Consider the following 24339-nt stretch of genomic DNA (forward strand, 5'->3'; position numbering starts at 1 on the left):
AACTAATGCGGCGTTTTTTTTTATACTTTAAGAATTAGAGATTAAAGCGTTTCTTTAAATAATTTATGAATACGGCGATATTCGTCTAACCAACTTGAAGGCTGTACAAAACCATGTGGTTCAACAGGGAATATCGCTGTTTCAAAGTTTTGCTTTTCTAGCTCTATTAAGCGCTGTACTAAACGCACTGAGTCTTGAAAAAACACGTTATCGTCAACCATGGGTGCGTTAATTAATAAACGTTTGTTTAAACCCTCAGCGTAATAAATTGGCGAGCTGCGCTCATATGCAATCGGGTCAACATCAGGATGGTTTAATATATTAGCCGTATAACCTGTGTTGTAATGTGCCCAGTCGGTAACAGGTCGTAGTGCTGCACCCGATTGAAATAACTCAGGCGCGGTAAACAATGCCATAAAGGTCATAAAGCCGCCGTATGAGCCACCATAAGTACCAACTGCTTTGGTATCAACGTTGGCATTTTGCGCCATCCATTTAACGCCATCGGCTAAATCTTGTGTTTCAGGTGTGCCCATTTGACGATAAATCGCGGTGCGCCAATCACGGCCGTAACCTTTAGATGCGCGGTAATCCATATCCATTACTATGTAACCTTCATCAGCGAGCAATGAATGGAACATAAATTCACGAAAATAAACCGAAAACCCCATATGTGAGTTTTGTAAGTAACCCGCGCCGTGATTAAAAATAACCGCTTTGCGGTTTTTACCTACTTCACCCTCAACGTAATCAGCTGGGTAATACACTTTTGCGTATATAGGTTGATCAGTATGGCTCGATGGCACAGCAACAATTTTAGGGGCTGTTAGCTTTTTAGCTAAAAACTCATCCGACACAGTATGCGTTAATCGCGTTGCTTTCGTATTGGCTTGAGCATCTGCTACATAAAGCTCATTAGGCTTGGTAATTGTAGAGTGCTTAAGGAGTAACTTAGTTTCATCTGGGCTTAACGTGTAATCAGTCATGCCATTTAAGTCAGTAACTTGCTCGCTATTACCTGTTTGCGGGTTAACACGGTAAATTTCGTACAGGCCTGGGTGCTCAACATTCGCTTTGTAATAAATTGCGCTGTCGTCGCTGGTAAGCGTTAAGTTAGAAACCTCAAATTGGCCTTGTGTTAGCACAGTTGCTTTGCCGTTAATTGGTTTTTTATAAAGCTGGCTATAACCCGACTCTTCCGATAGGTAATAAAGCGTGTTCGAGTTATGTAACCAGCCAAAGTCGTTAAACGCATAAGCAATCCATGCATCGTCATGAAGGCGATGTTGCGACACAAGTTTGTTGCTTTTAAAATCAACGGTAGCAAGCCAGCGGTCTTTGTTGTCCCATGCTTCGAGCATGACAGCTACTTGCGAGCCGTCATCGTTCCATACTATTGGGCTTTGCTCAAAACCCCAGTCCATAATAAGGTTAATGCCACGAGGCGCCTTTTTAGACTTATATGTTTTACCATCACGTGCATAATTTTCTTTTTTAACTGCGGCTAAAACATCTTCATCAAAGCCCGGTAAGGTATTAAAGCTAAGTGATGTTTGCTCTTTGTTAGTTAAATTGATGTACACAAGCTTTGAGGTTTCTTCTTTAGCATCGGCTACACGGCGGCGTGCTTTTTTAGGTTCTATAGTGGCGTCATTTGTAATGTAGTTAGGCATAATATCGCCATCACCACGCCAATCTGTTTGCTTTTGTACAACGACTAACAGCGCATCACCATTTGGCGAAAGCTGTGCTTCTGCAACTTTATTACCGTCACCTAAGTAGTAAGCTGTGTTAGCAATTGAATCGTTTTGTTCATTAATTTGCTCATTACGTGCTTGCTTAACTTTTTTATTTTTTTGTTGAAGCGCCACAAACTTAATCAATTTATGCTGCTCTTTAGCAATATACGTGCTTGGCTCTTCAATCCCTTTTGGCTCATCAGCAAGTTTTAAGTTAGCAAGCTCGCTCGTTAAGCCTGTTTTTAAATCAACTTTAAAAAATACATTGCCTTGGCGGTAAACTAAATCGCCATTATTTAAAAATTGTGGTTTAGACTCGCTCGCTGATGTCGCTGTAATTTGTTTAAGTTCACCGGTTTTTAGGTTTTTAACAAACACATTGCCTTTAAACGTGTAGGCCGCCATTGTTTTATTTTTTGAATAAACAACTTTATTTGAACCCACAGTATGAAGTTTATTAAGTGCTACCTGCTCTGCTGTTTGGCTAGTAACCGATTGGCTAAATAAATTGCGTAGTGTATTACCTTGCTCTTTTTGAGCATAAATAATAGTAGCCGAATCGCTAGCCCAGTAAGCGTTCTCTGGCTGATTGCCCATCCAATCAGGATCGGCCATTGCTTGTTCTAGCGTTATTTTTTGTGAGCCGGCATCTGCTGGCGTGTTTACAACCGCAGCAACCGATGTTGCTGGTAAAGCACTTTGCTGTGTTGATGAGGTGTTAGCGGTCGCGCTACAACCTGCAAGCATAACACTTGAGGCAACAGCTAAGGCCACTAACGTTTTAGATGAAGAAAAATTAAAAATCATAGTGCTTCTATACGGTTATTATAATTAAGCCGTATTTAAGCAGAAGCACTCAAGTTATTGCAATTTTTTAAGATAAATAGCCATTAAACAGGGTAAAGCTCAGTTTACTAGCGGATCCCCTGTTAATAGGCGTTATTCAACGATTAAATCAAGCCACACCAGTCGATGATCGCTCGATGCGTTTCTGTCTTTAATTAAACGATATTCATTGCTCGTTTTAGTTGGCCAAAACACACCACCGTCTTTAATTTTTAGGCCATAGTTTGACGGTAAAACGTAATCAACACGCGCTTGCCAATTAGCACTGTAATTTTTTGCATAAGGCACAGCATACTGCTCTTTAGCGCCCTCACTTTTTGGAACAAAGTGAGCGTTTATCAATGGATTTTTAAGCAGTTGATCGGTGGTATTTGTGCGGGCTTTATCGCCCTCTGGTGCGGCATTTAAATCGCCTAAAATAACAAACCGAGAGTAAGTTTTTAAACCGCCCTTTTCGCCTTTATCATCGTAAATATACTTAGCGTTTGAAACGTAATCGGCAATTAACCTTACTTCATCGTGGTTACGTTTGCCGTTTCTATCCTCTTCACCGTCAAATACAGGGGGTGTTGGGTGAGATGCAATAACATGAATGGTTTTATCATTTACGTTAATAGGTAAATCCCAAAACGATTTAGAGCTAAGTCTTAACGCTTGCCATTCTTGTGCGTTATACCAGTTTTCGCCTGTTTTAGGCATTACGGGCATTTGTGCATTTGGCATGTCTTTATATTTAAAGGTTTGAAGGGTTCTTACTTTATCAAAATCGATTGGGTATTTTGACAAAATAGCCATACCGTAATGCCCTTCAAAAAAGCCAAAACCTTGTGCATCGCCCATCACGCCATTTTTCTTGCCGTCGTTATCTAAATCAAACTCAGTGGCTAGGCCTGTATTTACCGAGGCAATATAAGAGTAAGGGTAATTAATAGCGGCTTGTTTATGTTGACCTACATTTAAATAATGCTTATTAAAGTATTCAATACCCTGCTCTTTTGGGATGTAATCAAATTCGTTAAGTAAAATAATGTCAGGACGAACACGTTGAATAATTTCCGCTATGTTCTTAATTTGCTGGTGGTTTGCTTTAAGTGCATTCACTAAAGCATCACTTTTAACTTGCTCACCTTTAGGTGTGTGATTAGTTGCATCCATACTTACATTAAAAGTAGCAACACGAAGAGAGTCTGATGCAAATGCACTGTTACTAAAAAAAGGACTAAAAGAAGCGGCAACAAGTAGTGCGCTATAAATTGCTTTAAGTTTCATTAAATAATTTCACTGTAAAATTTTAGACCCAATCATTATTTCACAAACTGGGTAACCTTGCGCTTTTTTTAAGTACAAAAAAAATGCCGAGCAAGCTCGGCATTTAATAAAACGTTTAGCCATTTAATGAAGAATTATGTTAGCCGCCGCTTTTAAAATACCTGGGTAGTCTTGCTCAGGTAAATATTCAGTAAGCTCACCTAATTTATCTGCTAGGTCGTTCATACTAGTGGCCGATACGTTTATATGGCCCATTTTACGACCTGGTTTTGCAGTTTTACCGTACCAATGGCTAGTCACATCTGCATATTTTAGTACGTCAGCTGGAATATTAGGTTGCCCTAGTACGTTTATCATCGCGGTAATGTGTTTAAGCTCTGTATTACCAAGCGGTAAACCTGCAACAGCACGCATGTGGTTTTCAAACTGTGAGCAATGGCAGCCTTGTTGCGTCCAGTGGCCTGAGTTATGTACGCGCGGTGCAATTTCGTTAACGAGTAACGTACCTTGTACATCAAAAAACTCAATAGCTAATACGCCAACGTAGTTAAGCTCGTTTGCTATTTTTGTAAATGCATCGTTTGCTTGCGCTTCAACGCTGTGATTATTTTTACCAGCAATAGAAAGCGTTAATACACCATTTGTGTGCTCGTTTTCTGTTAGCGGATAAATAGCAACGTTACCGTGTTTATCGCGCGCACCAATAATAGATACTTCACGATCAAACGGGATCATTTTTTCTGCAATAATTGTATGTGGCGCAAGCTCGGTGCCCGATGCAATAAAATCAGCCATTTGTGACCAAATTTCGTCTATTTGACTATCCGATTTTAAACGCCATTGGCCTTTTCCATCGTAACCCGCTTGGCATGTTTTAATAACAAGTGGCTTGCCGAGGGTTTTAACTGCGTGTTCTAGATGCGCTTTTTCAGTAATTAATTGATACGGCGCACAAGTTACGTTTGTTTTATCAAGCAATGCTTTTTCAAGCGAGCGATCGCCACCGGTTTTAATAGAGGCTTTCCCTGGGTAAAACTTATTGCTGTTACAGCAAAGTGTTAGTACGTCATCAGGAATGTGCTCAAACTCTGCAGTAATTGCATCAGCGTTTAATATTGCTTGCTCAAGTGACGTGCTATAAACCTCACCAGTTAGCGGATGCTTAATTTGCTTGCTGCCTACATCGTATGCAACCACGTTTAAATTAAGCGGCGCGCCTGCAAGACTCATCATACGTGCAAGTTGCCCTGCACCTAATATTAAAATATTCATTATTACTCTGCAGGGTTTGGATTAGCTAATATAGTGTCGGTTTGAGCTTTACGAAACGCTTCAATTTTTGCAAAAATTTCTGGATTTTGACACCCTAAAATTTGTGCGGCTAGTAAACCTGCGTTTGCTGCGCCCGGCTCACCAATTGCAAGTGTGCCCACTGCAACGCCTTTAGGCATTTGGCAAATAGATAAAAGTGAATCAACACCATTTAATGCTTTTGATTTTACAGGCACGCCCAGTACAGGAAGCGATGTAAAAGCAGCAGCCATACCTGGTAAATGAGCCGCGCCGCCAGCGCCAGCAATAATAACTTTAATACCGCGTTCTGCGGCTGAACTTGCGTAATCAGCAAGTAATTGAGGAGTGCGGTGTGCAGACACGACTTTAGTTTCGTACTTAATGCCAAAATGCTCAAGCATAAGTGCTGCATGTTCCATGGTTGGCCAATCTGATTTAGAACCCATAATAATGCCAACAGTCATAAATACTCCTCAGTAATGTATTTTTAAAATAGCGGACTTATGTCCTGTTTAAGCCGGGTATTATACCCAAAGCCATATTAATTGCGACTAATACAAAGCCACAAAAACAAAAAAAGCCATGTTTAAACATGGCTTTTTAGGGCTAACGTGTAAATAGCTAATTAAGCTTCTTTACTCGCTAGGTATTCTGCGTAGTTGCCTCTAAAGTCAATGATTTTACCATCTTTAACTTCCCAAATTCGGGTAGCTACCGATGATACAAATTGACGATCGTGCGATACAAACATTAATGTGCCTTCGTAGGCTTCAAGTGCTAAGTTAAGCGCTTCAATAGATTCCATATCCATGTGGTTGGTTGGCTCATCCATTAGCAATATGTTTGGTTTATGCATCATAATTTTACCAAACAGCATGCGGCCTTGCTCACCACCTGAAATTACTTTAACTGACTTTTTAATATCGTTTTGAGAGAACAGCATACGACCTAAGAAGCTACGAACCACTTGCTCGTCGTCGCCTTCTTGTTGCCATTGCTCCATCCACTGAAACAAGTTCATGTCGGTTGCAAACTCATCTGCGTGATCTTGCGCGTAGTAACCAATATTTGCATTTTCTGAGAACTTAAACTCACCGGCTTTAGGAGCTAAGCGCCCTGCTAATGTATTAAGTAATGTTGTTTTACCAACACCATTTTCACCAATAATAGCAATACGTTCGCCAACTTCTACTAAACCTTCAAGTCCAGAAAACAACGTATTGTCCTCAAAACCTTGCGTTAAGTTATTCATTTCAAGCGCGTTTCTGAATAACTGCTTTTCTTGGTCGAAGCGAATAAACGGCGTTTGGCGTGAAGACGCTTTAACTTCGTCTAACTGAATTTTGTCGATACGTTTAGCGCGCGATGTTGCCTGCTTAGCTTTAGATGCGTTAGCAGAGAAACGTGATACAAACTGTTGAAGTTCAGCAATTTGGTTTTTCTTCTTCGCGTTTTCGCTAAGTAGTTGCTCACGTGCTTGCGTTGCTGCAAACATGTATTCGTCGTAGTTACCTGAGTAAATACGTAGCTCACCGTAGTCAATGTCGGCCATGTGAGTACACACAGAGTTTAAAAAGTGACGGTCATGCGAGATGATTATCATGGTACAGTCGCGTTGGTTTAACACGTCTTCTAACCACTTGATGGTGTAAATATCCAAGTTATTGGTAGGCTCATCAAGTAGCATTATATCTGGGTCTGAAAACAACACCTGTGCAAGTAGCACACGTAGTTTAAAACCAGGTGCAATTTCTGACATTGGGCCAAAGTGTTGGTCTGTGCCAATACCTACGCCTAATAGAAGCTCGCCTGCTTTAGATTCAGCAGAGTAACCATCCATTTCAGCAAACTCAGTTTCAAGATCGGCTACTTTCATACCGTCGTCTTCACTCATTTCTGGTAAAGAGTAAATGCGGTCGCGTTCTTGTTTTATTTTCCACAGCTCTTTGTGACCCATGATCACAGTATCAATTACTGAGTATTCTTCGTAGGCAAACTGGTCTTGGTTTAGTTTAGCAACACGTTCATTTGGATCAGTACTTACATTACCTGAAGACGCTTCGAGCTCACCACTTAGAATCTTCATAAATGTTGATTTACCACAACCATTTGCACCGATTAAACCGTAACGGTTTCCGTCGCCAAATTTTGCTGAGATATTTTCAAATAATGGTTTAGCACCAAATTGCATGGTGACATTAGCTGTACTAATAATAGCGCTACCCTCCAAAGGAGTAATGATGTATTTAAATTGCGCGCAGTTTAAACCAAAATGGCCTGTTTTTCTATGAAAGTTTAAAGGCAAACCTCGTCGTTTAAGGCAATTATTATCACTGAGCTACTCGTAATTAAAATAACAAATTAGATTTAGTGTTTTTGCAAATTGTTATTCAACTTAGATAAATTAAAATTCATAAATACATTCATAATAAACCGATATGAGCGTTTAGAATTTGGTATATAAATAGGGTCTGTTGATCTTTTAAGGTTGAATTTCCAGCAGTCTGTTTGGTATTTAGGCAAGGCAGAGCCTATACAGTGTGGTTATTCCCCATAAATGGGCGATAACGTAGCATTAATGCCAAACAGGCGCTGCCCAAAGGGTTCTTCCTAGGGGCTATTTACTCTTTGTTGCTCGGTTTTTACTTAGCCCACTAGGTTACAAACTTCGCGCCGCAATTAAATAGCCCCTAGTTTGAACAAATTTCAATCCGCAAAGATCAACAGACCCTAGAGTAAAAACACTTTTAACGTGTTTGTGTGTTTACTTAACTCATTTTTGTACAACCTATAACAATAAAAAGTTATATTTATGAAAATAAAGCACTTTTAGAGCTTTTGCACTAGTCGCTATTTTTTAACCAAGATGAAATTAATTCAAATTAGAATTTTAACACACCACTTATTACCAATCCTTTTTACCTACAAAACAACTAAAAAAACAAACCTCAGCAACACCTGAAAAACAAAATTAACCTCGAGTGAATGTCAATTAAGTTTGCCGTCCAATTTTGTTGATTTTTTTTCACTTTTGAGCCGTTTATTGCTTTGTTAATCTTCGAACCTGAATTTTTACCTACGTAAAAACACTGAAATTTACACAGGGCAACACACAAGATGAGCAAAAAATTAGCGACACTGATTAGCGCAAGTATTGTATTAGCACCCGCTGTTTCGGCGGTAGAGTTATACAAAGATGATAAAAACACTCTAAAAGTAGGTGGATATCTTGATGTGCGTGTAATTAACACACAAAACGAAACCGAAGTTGTTAACGGTACTTCGCGCATTAACTTTGGCTTTACCCGAAAGCTCAAGAAAGACTGGACTGCCCTTGCACTCGTAGAATGGGGTGTAAACCCTGTAGGCAGTAGCGATATAATTTATAACAATCGTTTTGAGTCAATTCAGGACGAGTTTTTGTATAACCGTTTAGGTTACGCAGGCCTTTCACACGAAAAGTATGGTCAACTTACCATTGGTAAACAATGGGGTGCATGGTACGACGTAGTTTATGGCACAAATAATAGCTTTGTATGGGATGGTAATGCAGCTGGCGTTTACACCTATAACAAAGACGATGGCGCTGTAAATGGCACTGGCCGTGGCGATAAGTTAGTGCAGTACCGCAATAGCTATAACGATTTTAGTTTTGCAGTACAAGCGCAGCTTAAAAACAGCGAATTTTATACCTGTGACGTAAGCGATATTTCAGAAGAAGAATGCGAAACGCTATGGAACTCTGGCGATAGTGCAGCCCAAGAAGTTGAATTTAACTACACATTTGGTGCATCTGTAACATATACCCCTACCGATATGCTCACGCTTACAGCGGGTATTAACCGTGGCGAGTTTGATTTAACGTTTGGCGATGGTTCTACTCGCAATGTTGAAGATTTAATTTACGGTGCAGGCATTATGTGGGGCAATATTGATAAGCCCGGCCTTTACGTTGCTGCCAACATAAATAAAAACAAAAACCACGACACCGATAATATTGGTCGCTTAATTGATGACGCAATAGGTGTAGAAACATTTGCATCTTACCGCTTTGATAACGATTTTCGCCCTTTTATTGCCTACAACGTGTTTGATGCAGGTGATGACTACGTAATTCAGCCAAACTTTAACGCCGATCCAGACGATGTATTTAAGCGTCAGTTTGCTGTTATTGGCCTTCACTACTTAATTGACGAAGACACTATTGCCTACGTAGAAGCGCGTAAAGACTTTAGCGACTTTGAAAGTGATAACGACGATCAACAAGCACAAATGGAGCAGTCGGAAGATGACGGTATAGCATTTGGTTTTAGATATAAGTTCTAAATATAAGTTCTAAATATAAGCTCTAAATATAAGTTAAAAACGACTACAACTTCCCTAAGCACAACCCTTTTAGCCCTTTTAACTTTTTTAACTGGGCTTTTTTTCTGCCATACTTTTTTCAATACTCAATTTTGCATTTAAGGCTATTTCAACAAATGCATTAACAGCCGCATTGGTATCTGCTTTTTTAATTTGTAATAGCACCGGGATTTGCGTGAGTACGTCGCTCAGTTTTATAAAATGGCACCCTTCACTATATAATTTACGTACGCAATAAGGCGCAATGGCCACACCAAGGCCAGCAGCCACTTCAGTAACTAATGTTTGCATATGCCTAGGTTGGCTAATAATGTTAGGTGAAAAATGAGCTTGTTTGCATTGCAAAATGGTTTCATCAAAAAGACCAAGTGCTTTCTCTCTATTAAAAATAATAAAGGGTTCATTTTTTAGCTTAGCTAAATCAATATTTTTATAATTTGCCAGCGCATGGTTTTGATTAACGATGGCCACCAATGAATCTACATAAATAGTATGACTTACAAATTCATCATTAATTGAATCAGGTAAAGGCCGTGAAAAACCCACATCAATTAAATCATTTTTAAACGCATGTATCTGCTCAGTTGCAGTCATTTCAAACAATGTAACGTGCACGCTTGGGTATTGCTGTTTATATTCTCGAACCAGTGCTGCCATAAAGGTTAAACATGCCGAGCTTAAGTGCGCAATATTAAGTGTACCTACCTGCCCGTTGTGGGCACGTTTAACCTGAGTTTTAGCTTTGTCAGCTAGAGCCAAAATAGCGCGTGCATCTTTTAATAGCTGCTCACCCGCTTGAGTTATTGCAACATCGCGTGAATTTCTTATAAACAGCACAACATCAAGCTCGCTTTCGAGCTGTGCAATATGCCTACTTATTGCAGGTTGCACGGTGTGTAGCTCTTTGGCCGCTTCTGAAAAACTCTGATGCTTAGCCACGCTGACAAAACTTTTTAATGTTTTAATATCCATCATGCACCTTAAATACATTATCTGTATAGATTCTATAAAATAATATCATTTTTGTTATAGGTAAAGAACTCATACCATAGCTATATGTTAACAACACAAGACAGCTATGACCAAACCCAAACAAAATCAGTCATTAAGTCGATTTATTTTATTACTAATGACCACTGCAATTGCAGCAACAGCAGCAAACTTGTACTACAACCAGCCTATTTTACCGCTTATAGCGAACGAATTTAATTTAACTGATTCGCAGCTTGGGAGTATTCCCGCGCTTACACAAATTGGTTACGCGTTTGCGTTATTATTTATTTCTCCTTTGGGTGACTCGATTGCTCGCAGGCATTTAATTACTATTTTGTCGTGCTTATTAGTAGTGGCTTGTAGTGCAGCAATGCTTGCACCTAACTTACCTTTATTACTTATATCGGTATTTTTAATTGGTGTAAGCGCCAATATAACCCAGCAATTAATACCCTTTGCAGCATCGCTTGTATCGAGCGAGCAAAAAGGTGCCACGTTAGGCACATTAATGATGGGCTTAACTATCGGTATTTTACTTTCAAGAACGTTAAGTGGGTTTGTAGGTGAGCAATTTGGTTGGCGAAGTGTATTTTTAATGTCGGCAGTACTCGCAGCATTATTTGGTATATTACTGCGCGTGTTTTTACCTAGCAATAAGCCACACACTAATTTGCGTTACTGGCCTCTCATTAAAAGTATGTTGGCGTTGTTTATTAAACATAAATCACTGCAGCATTTTACACTTTCGGGCGCATTTTGGTTTGCATCATTTAATGTGCTTTGGGCAACACTTGCCATTTATGTAAGTAACGAGCCATTTAACTACAACGCTCAACAAGCTGGTTTATTTGGTTTAATAGCATTGGCTGGCGTAATTGGGGCTAAGTCATCGGGTAAATGGGTCAGCAAACTGGGATCTAAAGCTCTAATTATGATTGCACTTACGCTTGCGGCAATCGGCTTTGCTATTACAGGTTTGTTTAATGGCAGTTTAGCGTCGTTAGTTATTGGCATTATTCTAATCGACTTTGCCATATTTAGTGCGCAAGTGGCTAACCAAGTGCGTGTTTTTAGTATTGACCCCACTGCGCAAAGTCGCATAAATGGAATTTACATGCTGGGTTATTACCTTGGAGGCGCTGTTGGCTCAATGGTTGGTGTTAAAGCATTTGCACTTTATCAATGGCCTGGCGTTGTTGCTGTAAGCATTATATTTATTTTGCTAAGTGGCATTTTTAATTCATTTGCTAAAAAGTAATCGCTTAAAACTTAAGGAGTAAAAATGGGTATGTTAAAAACAGCGGGTAGCTTTACATTACTGTGTATCGCCAGCTTAACTATTATGGTGGGAACCCTACTTGCGCCAGGTTTAGTAAGTATTTCACAAGGATTAGGTATAACCGATAACACCGTACTTTTAATTACGTTGCCATCGTTAGGCGCTGTGGTTTTTGCGCCGCTAGCAGGAAAATTAATAGATAAATACGGAGCTTATAAACTTTTAGTAATTGGATTATTTTTATATGGGGTTGCAGGTGCCAGCGCTTACTTTTTAAAAGGCCCAACGCTTGTATTTGCTAATCGATTTTTACTCGGCGGTATAACTGCTGTGGTAATGGCAAGTTGTACGGTTTTAATTTCTGCTTGGTACACAGGCGAAGCACGCCTTGGCATGATTGCAAAACAAGGCATGGCGATAGAGTTAGGCGGTGTTATATTTTTATTTTTAGGCGGATTATTAGCGTCGCAATTTTGGGCGCTGCCATTTTCACTTTATTTAATAGCGTGGGTATTTTTGGCTATGCTTTTATTATTTGTGCCAAGTAAAAACTCACTGGCTAGTAATAGCGATGAAGTGTCAGAACATCTACACCATAAAGCTAACAATGGCCTCTCGTTAAAAAGCGTTTATGTAATTTCAACACTCGCGATGACCATATTTTTTACGTCTACTGTGTTACTGCCCATTACAATGAACGAGGAAAACTTTAATGAGTCACAAATAGGCCAACTACTCGCATTTATATCTTTAGTGGCTGTAGTTACCGCAGGCTTTATGCCTAAAATAACAAAGAAGCTTGGTGAGCCCAAGGTTTTGGCATTTGCCTTTTTAGCGTTTAGTTTATCGTATATTTGTTTTACACAAGTAAGCACCCTACTTTTAATTTTAGGCGCAATATTAATAGGTATAGGATTTGGTTTTAGTATCCCGCTTTTAAACCATATGACGGTAGAGCTCAGCGATGTGAAAGTACGCGGCCGTAATTTATCGTACTTTACGATGGCTGTATTTTCGGGTCAGTTTTTTACCTCATTTATGCAGTACATACCTGGTGGTGAAAAAAACGTATTTATAATTTGTAGCGTTTCAGCATTTATAATTGCACTGGTATTGTTTTTTAAACCGATCAAAGCAAAGTAGTCGTAACTTACAAAAGAGCATTTTTATAAATGCTCTTTTTTTATCTAAACCTCTCGCTTTATTATTTGAACTACTTTACTGATTACTTTTTTTTAATTTGACTCTATTGCTAAGTTTAGCATTATAACAACATTCAGTATGATGTGTTCTTTTACTGTAAAGCCACCAGCTAATTTATATTAACTGCATTAAGAGTGTAAAAAGATGGTGAAATTATATTGAAATTGCAAAGTACTTACACTGATTATTGCTGATCACAAAGGCGTAAGGCTGATTAAAAGCAGTAACAAATAGATGTGTATATGCTCATAGGTACTGACTGGATTCTATCTCAATAGCTGCATACTGTATATAAAAACAGTGAATATATTTCCTGTCAAAAATAACTTAAACCAACTTCCCTTTGTAAGTCGTTAATAATATTAAACTAAATAAAGTGCTATAAAACTGATTCGTTATCATAAATAGATAAAACAGCGGTGGCTGTATATACATACAGCTACCATTTAAACCTATCTAACCTACTTTTTAATAAACGCACTATAACCAGCTAATGCCTTTGATACACTAAGTGGTGGATTATCTGAATGCTCAGCACCTTCGTTTATAGCGCTTTGCCACGCAAGGTTATTATTAGGGTTTGCTTTTAAAGCAGACTCTAAATTATTAAACGCTTTTAACATTAACGGATGCTCTGCTCCACCCACCGAAAGATATAAATAAGTAGGCGCCTTAACTTTGTTAGCTTGAGTAGTTAAAAACGCTTCTACATTATTAACCACTGTCATGTCGTCATACCAAGCCGCTGGGCTAAATGCAAAGTAGCCATTAAACAGTTCAGGCCTCGTATGCAGTGTATAAAGTACAAAGCTACCACCTGCCGAAAAACCACTTAATACACGGTTATTACTAAGCTTATATTTTGCCGATAAATACGGGAATAACTCAGTTTCAATAAACGCTAAAAACTTGTCGGCTTCACCATTAGGCTCTATAAGTGTTTCGCCCTCAGGGCGCGCTTGTGTATTTACATCTTGGCGAGCATAAGGTGGCACTAAATCGCGATTACGTGTATCTGTAAAAAACAAATTAGGAATAGACACCAATATAGCCTTATCCCCTTTTTCGCTCTTAGCTTGTTTTGTAAGTGCTTTATCCCATGTATCTAAATTAAAGTTTCCATCGGTTTTAATAATTAACGGATACGCTTTTTTAGGATTGTAATTAGCGGGCAATCTTATAAATACCTTGCGCGACTCATTAAGCACGCTTGAGTTAATTGTTACGTCTGTATAGGCCGATACATAATGGTTGTAATAACGTATGGCTAAAATACCGATAGCAAAAATGACTACGGCTAAACTTAAATTAATAAAATAGTGTTTTGTTATTTTTATTGCCATGCGGCATTCCTTCAAATGTTTAAGAGTTATTTAATCGAGCTTAACCCATTGTTTTATTTCAAGCGCGGTCATAATAAGCTCAACCGAAAACGCGGCTAAAATCATCCCCATCACACGCGTTAAAATAGACGCGCCACCAGTACCAATAAGCTTAATTATTTTCCCCGAAAGCAGCAACAGTATTAAAGTAATACCCAACACACCAAGTGTAACAAGCGCTGTGCCTATTTGAGTGGTAATTGGGTGAATATGATTGTCGGTAAGTAGTATCACCGCCAAAATAGCGCCAGGAGTCGCAGTTGCAGGTATAGCTAGCGGAAACACTGCTATATCGTGATCGGGGTCTTGTTTAGCTTTGTTAGAATCGTTTCCAAATATCATTTGCAGGCCAAACAAAAACAATATAATTCCGCCCCCTAACTGAAACGACACCAACCTAATTCCCATCGCATTAAGTATTAGCTGCCCAATTAAAATAGAACCCAATAGTACGCAACCAGCATAAAGGACCGTTTTAAAGGCTGTTTTACGACGTTGTTGATCTGTTAAATGAGAAGTAAGCGCAGCAAACAGCGCCATAGTACCTATTGGGTCAATGGTAGCCCAAATAACAAGCGCATCTTGAGATAGTTTTTCTAGCATATAAAATCCTTGTTAAGCGTAAATATTTAATAAAACACGGGTAACAAATTCATTTGCTTACGCTTAACTATAATAGAAAGCCGTTATTTTTTGTATTTTATTTACACTTGGAGGCGTTGACCTTTCAGGATTGAAAAAAGATAAGCACTTATAATTGCCGTCATTCGTTAAAGTGATTTATGCCAAATAGAATTTTCTCTTAAGCTAAAACCTAACTTAATAAGTAAATTATGGGAACGTGCATTGTGTGCACTCACCTCAGCCGATAAATGTTTAAGCGCAATATCCTTAAGTAGCGTTTCAATAAAACCAGTGACTACTTCAAACATTACGCCTTTATCCCAAAAGTCGGGGTGCAGCTCAAATCCTATAAACGCACTACTTTTACACGGCGTTAAATTATAAAGCCCACAAGTACCCATTAATTTTCCAGATGTATTATGTTCAATTGCAACTCTAATCACTTCGCCTTCGTAGTAGGCACTAATATCATCTTGTATTAATTGTTTGATTTGTGTTTTGCTGAGCGGTGTTTCGTAGTCGTTAAATTCTGACACATGCGGGTGGTTTAAAATATTAAATAAACACGTAGCGTGTTTGTGGGTAATTAAACGCAGCGTAACGCGTTCAAGCTTTATGGTATTAAACATTTTATTTAAGTAGTTAGTTAAATTAGCTCTTTATGGGCACGCATTATTAACTTACCATACCCCATTAACAAGCATTATCTTTAAAGCAAAAAGAGTAGATAACGTAATGAGTGACGATTTTAAAGTAATACAACCCACTACCACAGTATATTGCCCAAAGCGCGGCGAAGGCTGGACCTTAACAGGCATTACTAATATTAACGAGTTTACCTCAGTAATGTTTGACGGCACACGCTACACACTCCCGGCGCGCGAAATAGTAGAAGAGCTTTTGCCAAACCAACTAGCACGCGAACAAAATAGCTAGTTAGTTCCGTACACAATAAAAAGGCTGCAGAGTTGCAGCCTATTTTATAATTTATGCCAATTTAAAATGTATCATCTTCACTGTATACATTAACATTTAACTCATCTTCATCCTCAAATACCACAAACGAAATTGGCTTACAGCATACTTGGCAGTCTTCAATGTATTGCTCATCAATATCTGCTGCATCAAGTAATATTTCTATACTTTCTCCACAATAAGGACAGCTTATTGATTTTTCGGTTAACTGGTTCATTTATCACCTGCTAATTTATATCTTGAATGTTGCCACTTTAATAAACAAGCTCGCATAATACAACAGCGTATCAAATAGCGTTTATTTTACTGAATTAATTAAAGCATACTGCTTGCTTTAAAAGTGATCTCACTCCCAGTGAGATGCTTATAAAACCTTTTTATGACATTACTTTGCACCATAAATAGTTAACCGGCTAAAACTATGCCACTACAATGAAATAGTATTAGCACTTGGCGGGTCTAACTTTATAAGTATTTAAACTCACACCTCAGGTGGATAATTTTATGAAAAAATCACTCGCATTAGCATTAACATCTGCCGCAATATTGTTTAGTACGTTTACGCATGCAGCTAAAACCGAAAAAGCTGTTTTAGCTGGAGGTTGCTTTTGGTGTATGGAAAGCGATTTTGAAAAACTAGAAGGTGTAACCGATGTAATATCGGGCTTTACTGGTGGCAAACTTAAAAACCCAACATACAATGGTAACCATAAAGGCCATTACGAGGCGGTAGAAATCACTTACGACCCGGATGTAGTAAGCTATAAGGGCATACTTGATCATTACTGGGTTAATATTGATCCCTTTGATGCCAGAGGCCAGTTTTGCGATAAAGGCCCGAGTTACTTAAGCGCTATTTTTGTAGAAAACGACGAACAACGTAAATTAGCCGAAAAAACAAAAGCAGCTGTGGTAGCCGAGTTTCCTAATCAAACTGTGGTTACGCCTATATTAAACGCAAGTACCTTTTACCCTATTAAAGGGAGGGAAAGCTTTCATCAAGATTATTACAAAAACAATCCAATCCGATACAACACTTATCGTTGGCGTTGTGGTCGCGATAGCCGCCTAGAAGATATTTGGGGCGACAGAGCAACCCACTAGTATTTATTAAGCAACTTAAATTACACCAACAAAAGGCTGCATATTGTGCAGCCTTTTACATATCTACAAAGCTAGCTTTCTCTGCTTCAAAAAGTATACAAACCTTCATTATCAATAAATAGTATATTCTGTTTCCTAAAGCTGGCTGTTTATCTACTAAATCAAATGCAATAAATTGCACTCCTAGATTGATATAAACCAAATTCAACAACTGGAGTTACACAAAATGTTTGCCAATCAATTACAGCTAGCGCGTGCTCTAGAGTTACCTACACGCCAAGCCATGCTTTACCGTGAACCAGCAGTACAACACTTTTGGAATAGTAACACCGACCTAATTACAAACGCGTGGAGCGAATGGGAAACAACATCAATAGATGGCTCAACGTTTACGCTTGACGACACACTACTTGATAAAAACCTACGTGAAGCAGTAAAGCAAGCATGGGAAGATCCATCAAAAGAGCTGGCCGTAAAAGCGTTATTACACGAAGTAGCGCCTGATGTATTTCAATTTCAATTTTTTGATCCAGAGCGCCTTGCCGTATTACGCGGGTATTTAGAACAAGTATGGAATTCGCAAATTCCTATGCGCCCACCATATGGCATCGTGTTAAATCGCCGTGGTGCCATGCTTGATAGCCGATCAGAAGGTTATTTAGCAGCGCCAAGCTTTCAAGCGTTTTATAACGAAATACTAAACACTTACATGCGCCCTATTTCGCGTATGCTGTTCCCGGAGGTTACGGGGTTTGATACACAAACGTTTGGTTTTTCAATTTATTATGAGCCAAACACAGATTCGTCAATTCGCCCACATACCGATGCATCGGCCGTAACGCTTAATATTAACTTAAACTTACCAGGCGAAGAGTTTACAGGGTCAGAAGTTGACTTTTATCACCCGTACACAGGCGACATTAAATCACTTACGTTTAAGCCCGGCACTGCCATGTTACATCGTGGCAATATTGCACACGCAGCAAAGCCTATTACCAGTGGTGAGCGAACTAACTTTGTTTTGTGGTTGTATGGAGAACGCGGGCGATTACCAGCACAAGGTGCACCACGCATTCCTATTGATGCTAAACAGCGCTGGATTAACCCTAAAAAGACGAACGACGGCTATGCACCGTTTTAATCGAGTTTTTAACTAAGCTTTTAACTAAGCAAAAAGGCTGCTTAATTTAAGCAGCCTTTTTGTTAGTATCGTTTTAGTTTACGTTTAAAACTTATACGTTGCAGATAGCCTTACACTTCTGGGTGTGCCCGGTTGAACCCAGGCATCAGCAAATGAGTTAGTGTAATAGGTTTCATCAAACAGGTTATCTACTTCTGCACGCAAGCCAATTGCCTTAGTTACATCAATATCTATAAAAGTACGCGCTGTTGTATAGCTTGGTAGCTCAAAGTCGGTACCAAAAAAGCCGTTTCGAGAATCTACATAAACTAAACCTGCGCCAAACTTAATTGCTTTGCCATATAACTCGGCTGATTTAACAAGCTGTAAACTAAGTTGATGTTTAGGAATATTTAATAAAGAACTGCCCGCTTCAACGGTATAGCCAAAGTTAGCATCAAAAAATGAGTTTTCAATAGTTGCATCAACATACGCATACGATAACCATAGGCTTACATCATCCGTTAGCTCACCGTTTATATCAATCTCTATGCCTTTGCTTTGTGCTTCGCCTATTGCAGCAAAAGTAAATGCAGTGGGATCGTCAACCACCAGCATGTTGTCTTGCTCTACTTTAAACATCGCGATAGTGCCAAATAAAGCGCCATCGTTTAAAGTAAATTTAACTCCCAACTCTGTTGAAGTAGATTGATTTGGTTCAAACCCATCGCCATTTGTATCAGTGCCAGATAAAGGCCTAAAGTTTTCGCCATAAGCGGCATAAACAGATACAAACTCGCTCGCCTCATACACAACACCTAGTTGGGGGCTAACACGCGATTCGTTTTGCTTTGATTGAGTATTAGCTAAGCGGTTATTAAGTGTTTGTTCGTAGTCATCAAAACGCATACCAATACGTACATCAAACTTATCGGTTAGGCTTATTTGGTCTTGTATAAATACACCTAACGACTCTTGGACTTCTAACTTATCGGTATTGGCCGTTGGCGTAGGTAACTCATATGCTCCATATACAGGATTAAAAACATTTATATACTGATCGCCACGTACACGAAGAACAAATTGATCATTTTCGAACTTATCAGAATCAACACCAATTATTAAACGGTGATCCAACCCTGCAACCTCTAAATTACCTGTCACTTCGGCTCTAAATACCTGATATTTTGCATTGTAATCACGGTAGCGCCTAAAGCGATTTACTTCACCATCAACAACACCTGCAAAACCAGTTTCGGTAGCAAACCCTTCAAGCGAAGTATCACGGTAGTTAGCGCCCAGCAATACGCTCCAATTATCATTAAAGTCATGAATAAACTCTAATTGATGGCCAAGTACGTCAGCCTCTATTGGGCCATCACCTGGCTCACCTAAAAAGCGGCTCTGTGGTATTAAACCAAGTTCGCCATCTATGGCTAATACGCCCCTATCAAAAGAGACCTCTTGGTCGCTGTATTCAAGCTCATATATTAGTTGGCTATTATCATTAATATTCCATGTTATTGATGGGCTAAAGCCTTGTTTAGTTGTCTCTATTGTATCGCGAAAGCTTTTTGCGTCTTCATAAAAACCAACCAGTCTAATTGCTACGTCGTCGCTAAGGGGTGTGGTGTAATCTACATCAGCGCGGTAGGTGTCAAAGCTGCCTACGCTTAGCTTTAGCTCGCCGCTTGTATCAAACGTTGGGCGCTTAGTAACGAGATTTACTGTACCGCCAGGTTCACCACGGCCAAATAAAGCAGCACGTGGACCTTTTAACACCTCAACCGATTCAATACCCGACAAATCACGTGAGCCACCAAAACCACGCCCGGCATTAAACCCATTAACAAGGTAATTACTTGGCAAGTTTTCATCGCCTACAAAGCCGCGTAGCGCAAAGCTATTCCAAAGTCCGCCAAAGTTATTTTGACGCGCTACCGATGCCGATAAATCAAGCGCTTGATTTAAATTTATAGCACCTGCGTTTTCAAGCGCTTCTAAATCTATTTTTAATTCTGATTGCGGTGTTTCTAAAGGGCTAAAATTGCCTTGATAAGCTTGGCGCGAGCCAATCACTGCCAATCTTTCTATAGGGCTATTATTTACGCTGTCATCCTTTGGGGTTTGTTCAGCAGCCATAGCGTGGCTGCTAAACAAACTGACTAAGCATGCGCTTAAATAGCTGAGCTTTAGCCCATTTTTATTGGTATTCATTATAAACCTTGTTAATTAGTTGACTCATAAATTTTCTTTTAGCTTAACGCCTGTAACGTCAGGCTCATCCGTTTCATTAAGCATTGTTTTTTTAAAGCTAGGTATACTCTTAAGCGCAGCTTTAGGTGGGTTGCCTTTTATAAACAGCCAAGGGTAGTAAAACTCCCTTAAACTTTTATGAAATCCTCGCATACGGTATTCATATCTAAATGCAGCTAAAGCATCAGTGCTCGCCAATCGGGTAAAACTGCGTTGTAGCAATAGTGGTGGTGAAAACCACGATACAATCCCTGCTAGTTGATACTTTGTGTGCGCTGCATCACGATAAGCATGCGAAAGTTCCCCTGCTTTTTCGTCTCCAACTTGCTGAAATGCGTAATACCATTTCCACTCAAACTCGCTTTGCATATCAACATGATCTTTCCACTGTGGATTTGACGCTACAAAAGCATCCATTGTGGTTTTCTTTGGTAAGTCCCATGCATCGTTAACCGCCTCACGCTGAGTAAGCACAATGTCGCCGCCCTTTGGTGAGTGAACCGTTTTGTTTATAACTAAATCGCCTAAAATAGGAATAATAAAGGCAACTAACACCCAAAAACCGATTAATGTTGAAGCAACACGCGGCGCACTGTTGGCATTTTTGCCCCACCACACACTGAGCAAAGTCCAAAACGCAATGTAAATTACACATATAAAAGTAACAAACCCCACATCAGCAAGGGCCGAATGACTAAGAAATGTACCTAAATAAAATGGCAACATTAAACACACTATTACTGCTATCAACCTTACAGCTATACGCGCCCCCCATAATGCAAAGTACGACTTAGCCGTAGTCACTAATAAGTCATGCCTGGCGCTTGTTCGCTCATTAGCAAATAAATCATGAAATAATAAAATAACTATCAGCGGTGCTAATGCACTAATTACAAATACAAAATCAATTTTACCTGCCTGCGCTAGCTCTGCGTTTTGTGAATCGCTCTCGTAAATTTGCCCCTCTAGGGCAAGTAAATTTAAGCGGTGTTTCCACGGATAAATATCGCGCTCGCCTAAAGCAGCAAACGCTAAATTTGAAGGTGGTGAATACGTTAAATGAAAGCTGTAATAGGCAAGCGAACCAGCATCACTGTATTTATTTTGTACGTTAGCTAATTCAGTTAAATCAGCCGTTTTTAAACGATCAATAGTATGTTGTTGCTGGCTTACTTCACTAAGGCCGCTGAAAACTGCAAACCCCGATATAGCAAATGTACATGCTAGTAATATCACTAAATATTTTTGACGAAGTAAAAAACGCCATTCACGAATTAGCTGTGAAAATACATAACTCATAACAAACGCTTCCCTACAAATTTAATACCGCCTAACAGCACTGCAATCCAAATAAATAACTGTAAAAATGCAGGGATACTTCGCTGCGCTCTCACTTGTGCGCTATCTACATTAAAAGTAAAGTTTTGCAGTACTTGCCAATTTTGTGCACTGACACGAGCTTGCTTAGTTGCTTCGGTACTGGTATTGCGGTTCATATCGTCTTGGTAGCTAAGCTTTTCTACATGAACTTTGTTAAGCCCTTGCACAAAGTCAAAACGCAACTGTTCGGTTTCACGCAAAAAGCGGTGATGAGTTTCAATACTCGTTCCTACTACAATCATCGATAACGACCGAATAGCCACCATAGGTGAAACCCAACCAAAATAACGAGATACCTTCGTTTGTTTAAGCTCAGCTTGCATACGTTGCTCGGCAAATTTGTTTAGTACGTTAGTCAATTTTGCTTCAGATTCGCTGGCTACTAATCCTCTAAAATTAACGGGTAGCTCATCTATACTTTTAACGTTGTACTTTTTAAGAAGTGATTGTTTAAATTGCATAAAGGCAGGGTCGTTTGCGTTATGGCCGTCGCCTAATTTTCTAAGTTGTGCTTTTACAGCAAAGTCTGTTTCTATTTTACCGGCAGATGGCACAGCCGTTGAAGCACTGGTACTTGCTACGCGTGGCATAACAATACACAGTAAAATCCACACAAAGGCAAGTGCGGTAAAGCTGCCACTGTTTTTACTAAACACGCTCGATGCCAGTAAAATCAGTAATACCCACACAGTTAAATATAAAGCGTAGCCAACAACAAAACTTACAACTGCCAGTAAGCTTTCGCCCGCAGCAACCGTAAATAAAGCCGATACCGTAAGCGGAGTTAAAATTAAGCCCACAACAGAAAGTAGCGCCAATCCTTTACCTGCAATTAGCGTTACACCCGATGTACCTTGCGATAACAAATAAGAAAGCGTTTGCAATTCGCGCTCTCGGCTAATACCGCTGTAGCCAATTAATATTAATAATAACGGTGCGAGTGTTTGCACAATAAATGCAGGCGTTAAACTGCCTAATTTAGTTAATGCAGTCCCTTGGCGACTATCTGCAAACATTGCGCTGTTTTGTCTGTGCCCTTCTAAAAATATAGAGTTGCCTGTGTAAGCGTCAATACCAGGGTCTAGCGTACTAAGTGGCGAAGGCGTTCTAAATGCATAATGCCCGTAATGCACCATTCTGTGTGGATGGCGGTCGGGTTGATCAACAAAGCTCTTATCGCTTGTTGTTTGTAACTCATGACGAGCATGGCTTAGCTCCATCATGATAATAGCCGTTACAATTACCGAAGCAAGCGTGAGCACCAAACCTATAGCAAGCACGGTCATTGCTAATTTTGAGCGAAGCCAATAACGCCACTCATCTTTGGCAACAATCACCACCTTTGAAAAGTTATTTATACTCATTAAGCACCTCTTTTAGCGTGATGCCCAAACGCAGCGTGTACTTGCTCGGTATCAATACGCCCACTTTGGGGCGCATCAAACTCTCCCACCAGCTCACCGTTTTTAAGTAAACCAATTCGATTAGCGACTTGGCAGGCACCGTATACATCGTGGGTAACCATTAAAATAGTCGCACCCGTTAATGCAAGCTCACGTACAAGTTGATTAAATTCATCAATAGCAACAGGATCAAGGCCAGAGGTTGGCTCATCAAGTAAAAAAATGGGTGCTTCACGCAGTATCGCAAGTGCAATTGCTGTTTTTTGCCTCATACCTTTTGAATAAGTTTGCATGTGGCGATCCCATGCATCGTGTTGCAATGCAACTCGATTAAAAGCCGCGTTAATTTGCTCATCTGATTTTTTAATATCAGCGAGTGATAAAAAATATTCAACATTTTCACGAGCAGTTAAATGCGGATATAACGTAGCCGACTCTGGCAAATACGCTGTTTTACCTCGCACAAAATCAAGCGCTTTACTCACCTCTTTACCCGCTACTTTTACAGAGCCTTCGGTTGGTTTATTAAACCCAAGTAGCGTTTTTAACGTGGTTGATTTACCCGCACCATTACCACCAAGTAGCGCATAAACCTCACCTGCAGCCACACTAAAGCTTAAGTTTTTTAAAATAGCGTTATTTTTAATACTAAAATTTAAAGAACTCACTTCAATCATCGCATCACTTAGGACGGCGTCTGCATTGCTAAGTTGTTTATCAAAAGTTTTAGGGGCAATTGTTGGTGTTTTATTAATCGCGGTAGGTGTTGTCACACTCAAACTCTATTTAGGAAAATTAGATGGCGTGTATGTTATACTATATCAAATGCCAATTGCAACAATATAACATCACAATAATTAACAAATAAGATAATTACGGTTACTTAGTTAATAGGTTACTTAGTTAATAAATTATTACTTTAGGAGGTAAAAATTAAAGCAACTTTAATTACCCCTTTTATATGGAATTTAGGATGGTGTTATGTGTGCTTATTTACAATTTAACGTAAATTATAAACCAAGCATAAAGAGTGTAATTTTTTTAGCTTTGCCATGCTAACGCCTTTGGTAAAACCTTATGTCGAGTAAGTTGGTAATTTTAAAAAATG

At 39.4% G+C, this 24339-nt stretch carries 20 protein-coding genes; 6 read left to right on the forward strand and 14 right to left on the reverse strand.

What is annotated here, in order from left to right:
• Window positions 1-41 precede the first annotated feature (41 nt).
• The 5 genes from I6F45_RS00295 to I6F45_RS00315 all read right to left on the reverse strand — a co-directional run bounded on the left by I6F45_RS00295 (window position 42) and on the right by I6F45_RS00315 (window position 7362).
• Window positions 42-2546 carry a S9 family peptidase gene (locus tag I6F45_RS00295; protein WP_197159412.1) on the reverse strand — a complete coding sequence of 835 codons (2505 nt, stop codon included), beginning with the start codon at window positions 2544-2546 and terminating at the stop codon, window positions 42-44.
• A gap of 132 nt (window positions 2547-2678) precedes the next feature.
• Window positions 2679-3854: an endonuclease/exonuclease/phosphatase family protein gene (locus I6F45_RS00300; RefSeq protein WP_165728642.1), complete on the reverse strand. Its 1176-nt coding sequence runs from the start codon at window positions 3852-3854 to the stop codon at window positions 2679-2681.
• A gap of 123 nt (window positions 3855-3977) precedes the next feature.
• Window positions 3978-5126, reverse strand: coding sequence for a 5-(carboxyamino)imidazole ribonucleotide synthase (locus tag I6F45_RS00305; protein WP_197159413.1), 1149 nt, complete (start codon window positions 5124-5126; stop codon window positions 3978-3980).
• A 2-nt stretch (window positions 5127-5128) separates the two neighbouring features.
• Window positions 5129-5611 (reverse strand): 5-(carboxyamino)imidazole ribonucleotide mutase, encoded by a 483-nt coding sequence (gene purE, locus I6F45_RS00310; RefSeq protein WP_002962540.1) that lies wholly within the window; start codon window positions 5609-5611, stop codon window positions 5129-5131.
• Between the two features lie 161 nt (window positions 5612-5772).
• Window positions 5773-7362 (reverse strand): ABC-F family ATPase, encoded by a 1590-nt coding sequence (locus I6F45_RS00315; RefSeq protein ID WP_076916407.1) that lies wholly within the window; start codon window positions 7360-7362, stop codon window positions 5773-5775.
• Window positions 7363-8264: 902 nt separating this feature from the next.
• Between I6F45_RS00315 and I6F45_RS00320 the strand changes: the two genes are divergently transcribed.
• Entirely contained in the window at window positions 8265-9473 is a 1209-nt protein-coding gene (locus I6F45_RS00320; protein ID WP_010552780.1) for a porin, read from the forward strand.
• Window positions 9474-9560: 87 nt separating this feature from the next.
• Here the strand turns inward: I6F45_RS00320 and I6F45_RS00325 are convergent, their stop codons facing one another.
• On the reverse strand, window positions 9561-10484 hold the full coding sequence (locus I6F45_RS00325) for a LysR family transcriptional regulator (protein ID WP_197159414.1): 924 nt from the start codon (window positions 10482-10484) through the stop codon (window positions 9561-9563).
• A gap of 106 nt (window positions 10485-10590) precedes the next feature.
• Between I6F45_RS00325 and I6F45_RS00330 the strand changes: the two genes are divergently transcribed.
• Window positions 10591-11763, forward strand: a complete 1173-nt coding sequence (locus I6F45_RS00330; protein ID WP_197140664.1) for an MFS transporter — start codon at window positions 10591-10593, stop codon at window positions 11761-11763.
• Window positions 11764-11787: 24 nt separating this feature from the next.
• Window positions 11788-12927 (forward strand): MFS transporter, encoded by a 1140-nt coding sequence (locus I6F45_RS00335; protein ID WP_197152692.1) that lies wholly within the window; start codon window positions 11788-11790, stop codon window positions 12925-12927.
• A 521-nt stretch (window positions 12928-13448) separates the two neighbouring features.
• Here I6F45_RS00335 and I6F45_RS00340 read toward each other — a convergent pair.
• From I6F45_RS00340 to I6F45_RS00350, 3 genes are all read right to left on the reverse strand, one after another.
• Complete coding sequence (locus I6F45_RS00340; protein WP_010552777.1) at window positions 13449-14330, reverse strand: alpha/beta hydrolase; 882 nt, start codon at window positions 14328-14330, stop codon at window positions 13449-13451.
• 30 nt (window positions 14331-14360) lie between these two features.
• Window positions 14361-14972 (reverse strand): MarC family protein, encoded by a 612-nt coding sequence (locus I6F45_RS00345; protein ID WP_024593948.1) that lies wholly within the window; start codon window positions 14970-14972, stop codon window positions 14361-14363.
• 167 nt (window positions 14973-15139) lie between these two features.
• Complete coding sequence (locus tag I6F45_RS00350) at window positions 15140-15622, reverse strand: GNAT family N-acetyltransferase (protein WP_197119842.1); 483 nt, start codon at window positions 15620-15622, stop codon at window positions 15140-15142.
• Between the two features lie 106 nt (window positions 15623-15728).
• Here I6F45_RS00350 and I6F45_RS00355 point away from each other — a divergent pair, with 106 nt between their 5' ends.
• Window positions 15729-15929 carry a hypothetical protein gene (locus I6F45_RS00355; protein ID WP_002962626.1) on the forward strand — a complete coding sequence of 67 codons (201 nt, stop codon included), beginning with the start codon at window positions 15729-15731 and terminating at the stop codon, window positions 15927-15929.
• Between the two features lie 61 nt (window positions 15930-15990).
• On the opposite strand, the gene I6F45_RS00360 is transcribed toward I6F45_RS00355, so the two are convergent.
• Window positions 15991-16185 (reverse strand): CPXCG motif-containing cysteine-rich protein, encoded by a 195-nt coding sequence (locus I6F45_RS00360; protein ID WP_166420301.1) that lies wholly within the window; start codon window positions 16183-16185, stop codon window positions 15991-15993.
• A gap of 287 nt (window positions 16186-16472) precedes the next feature.
• Between I6F45_RS00360 and msrA the strand changes: the two genes are divergently transcribed.
• Window positions 16473-17072 carry a peptide-methionine (S)-S-oxide reductase MsrA gene (gene msrA / locus I6F45_RS00365; protein WP_166420300.1) on the forward strand — a complete coding sequence of 200 codons (600 nt, stop codon included), beginning with the start codon at window positions 16473-16475 and terminating at the stop codon, window positions 17070-17072.
• Between the two features lie 226 nt (window positions 17073-17298).
• A complete protein-coding gene (locus I6F45_RS00370; RefSeq protein WP_197159415.1) occupies window positions 17299-18213 on the forward strand; it encodes a 2OG-Fe(II) oxygenase family protein in 915 nt (304 codons plus the stop codon).
• A gap of 84 nt (window positions 18214-18297) precedes the next feature.
• On the opposite strand, the gene I6F45_RS00375 is transcribed toward I6F45_RS00370, so the two are convergent.
• The 4 genes from I6F45_RS00375 to I6F45_RS00390 are packed head-to-tail and all read right to left on the reverse strand — an operon-like array spanning window position 18298 to window position 23908.
• Window positions 18298-20409, reverse strand: a complete 2112-nt coding sequence (locus tag I6F45_RS00375) for a TonB-dependent siderophore receptor (protein WP_197159416.1) — start codon at window positions 20407-20409, stop codon at window positions 18298-18300.
• Window positions 20410-20433: 24 nt separating this feature from the next.
• A complete protein-coding gene (locus I6F45_RS00380) occupies window positions 20434-21747 on the reverse strand; it encodes a DUF3526 domain-containing protein (RefSeq protein WP_197159417.1) in 1314 nt (437 codons plus the stop codon).
• Window positions 21744-23192, reverse strand: coding sequence for an ABC transporter permease (locus I6F45_RS00385; RefSeq protein ID WP_197159418.1), 1449 nt, complete (start codon window positions 23190-23192; stop codon window positions 21744-21746). Before I6F45_RS00385 ends, I6F45_RS00380 begins: the two co-directional genes overlap by 4 nt.
• Window positions 23192-23908: an ABC transporter ATP-binding protein gene (locus tag I6F45_RS00390; RefSeq protein WP_165726101.1), complete on the reverse strand. Its 717-nt coding sequence runs from the start codon at window positions 23906-23908 to the stop codon at window positions 23192-23194. Before I6F45_RS00390 ends, I6F45_RS00385 begins: the two co-directional genes overlap by 1 nt.
• Between the last annotated feature and the right edge of the window lie 431 nt (window positions 23909-24339).

The sequence above is a fragment of the Pseudoalteromonas sp. SWYJZ19 genome, assembly GCF_015864375.1.
Classification (GTDB): Bacteria; Pseudomonadota; Gammaproteobacteria; order Enterobacterales; family Alteromonadaceae; genus Pseudoalteromonas; species Pseudoalteromonas arctica.

Excerpts from the sequence above, each read along its gene's own strand:
- I6F45_RS00370 (WP_197159415.1), top strand. The coding sequence starts at position 17,299 with ATGTTTGCCAATCAATTACAGCTAGCGCGTGCTCTAGAGTTACCTACA.
- msrA (WP_166420300.1), top strand. The coding sequence starts at position 16,473 with ATGAAAAAATCACTCGCATTAGCATTAACATCTGCCGCAATATTGTTT.
- I6F45_RS00295 (WP_197159412.1), bottom strand. The coding sequence starts at position 2,546 with ATGATTTTTAATTTTTCTTCATCTAAAACGTTAGTGGCCTTAGCTGTT.
- I6F45_RS00355 (WP_002962626.1), top strand. The coding sequence starts at position 15,729 with ATGAGTGACGATTTTAAAGTAATACAACCCACTACCACAGTATATTGC.
- I6F45_RS00360 (WP_166420301.1), bottom strand. The coding sequence starts at position 16,185 with ATGAACCAGTTAACCGAAAAATCAATAAGCTGTCCTTATTGTGGAGAA.
- I6F45_RS00385 (WP_197159418.1), bottom strand. The coding sequence starts at position 23,192 with ATGAGTATAAATAACTTTTCAAAGGTGGTGATTGTTGCCAAAGATGAG.
- I6F45_RS00380 (WP_197159417.1), bottom strand. The coding sequence starts at position 21,747 with ATGAGTTATGTATTTTCACAGCTAATTCGTGAATGGCGTTTTTTACTT.
- I6F45_RS00375 (WP_197159416.1), bottom strand. The coding sequence starts at position 20,409 with ATGAATACCAATAAAAATGGGCTAAAGCTCAGCTATTTAAGCGCATGC.
- I6F45_RS00340 (WP_010552777.1), bottom strand. The coding sequence starts at position 14,330 with ATGGCAATAAAAATAACAAAACACTATTTTATTAATTTAAGTTTAGCC.
- I6F45_RS00305 (WP_197159413.1), bottom strand. The coding sequence starts at position 5,126 with ATGAATATTTTAATATTAGGTGCAGGGCAACTTGCACGTATGATGAGT.
- I6F45_RS00300 (WP_165728642.1), bottom strand. The coding sequence starts at position 3,854 with ATGAAACTTAAAGCAATTTATAGCGCACTACTTGTTGCCGCTTCTTTT.
- I6F45_RS00330 (WP_197140664.1), top strand. The coding sequence starts at position 10,591 with ATGACCAAACCCAAACAAAATCAGTCATTAAGTCGATTTATTTTATTA.
- I6F45_RS00390 (WP_165726101.1), bottom strand. The coding sequence starts at position 23,908 with ATGATTGAAGTGAGTTCTTTAAATTTTAGTATTAAAAATAACGCTATT.
- I6F45_RS00320 (WP_010552780.1), top strand. The coding sequence starts at position 8,265 with ATGAGCAAAAAATTAGCGACACTGATTAGCGCAAGTATTGTATTAGCA.
- I6F45_RS00350 (WP_197119842.1), bottom strand. The coding sequence starts at position 15,622 with ATGTTTAATACCATAAAGCTTGAACGCGTTACGCTGCGTTTAATTACC.
- I6F45_RS00335 (WP_197152692.1), top strand. The coding sequence starts at position 11,788 with ATGGGTATGTTAAAAACAGCGGGTAGCTTTACATTACTGTGTATCGCC.
- purE (WP_002962540.1), bottom strand. The coding sequence starts at position 5,611 with ATGACTGTTGGCATTATTATGGGTTCTAAATCAGATTGGCCAACCATG.
- I6F45_RS00345 (WP_024593948.1), bottom strand. The coding sequence starts at position 14,972 with ATGCTAGAAAAACTATCTCAAGATGCGCTTGTTATTTGGGCTACCATT.
- I6F45_RS00325 (WP_197159414.1), bottom strand. The coding sequence starts at position 10,484 with ATGGATATTAAAACATTAAAAAGTTTTGTCAGCGTGGCTAAGCATCAG.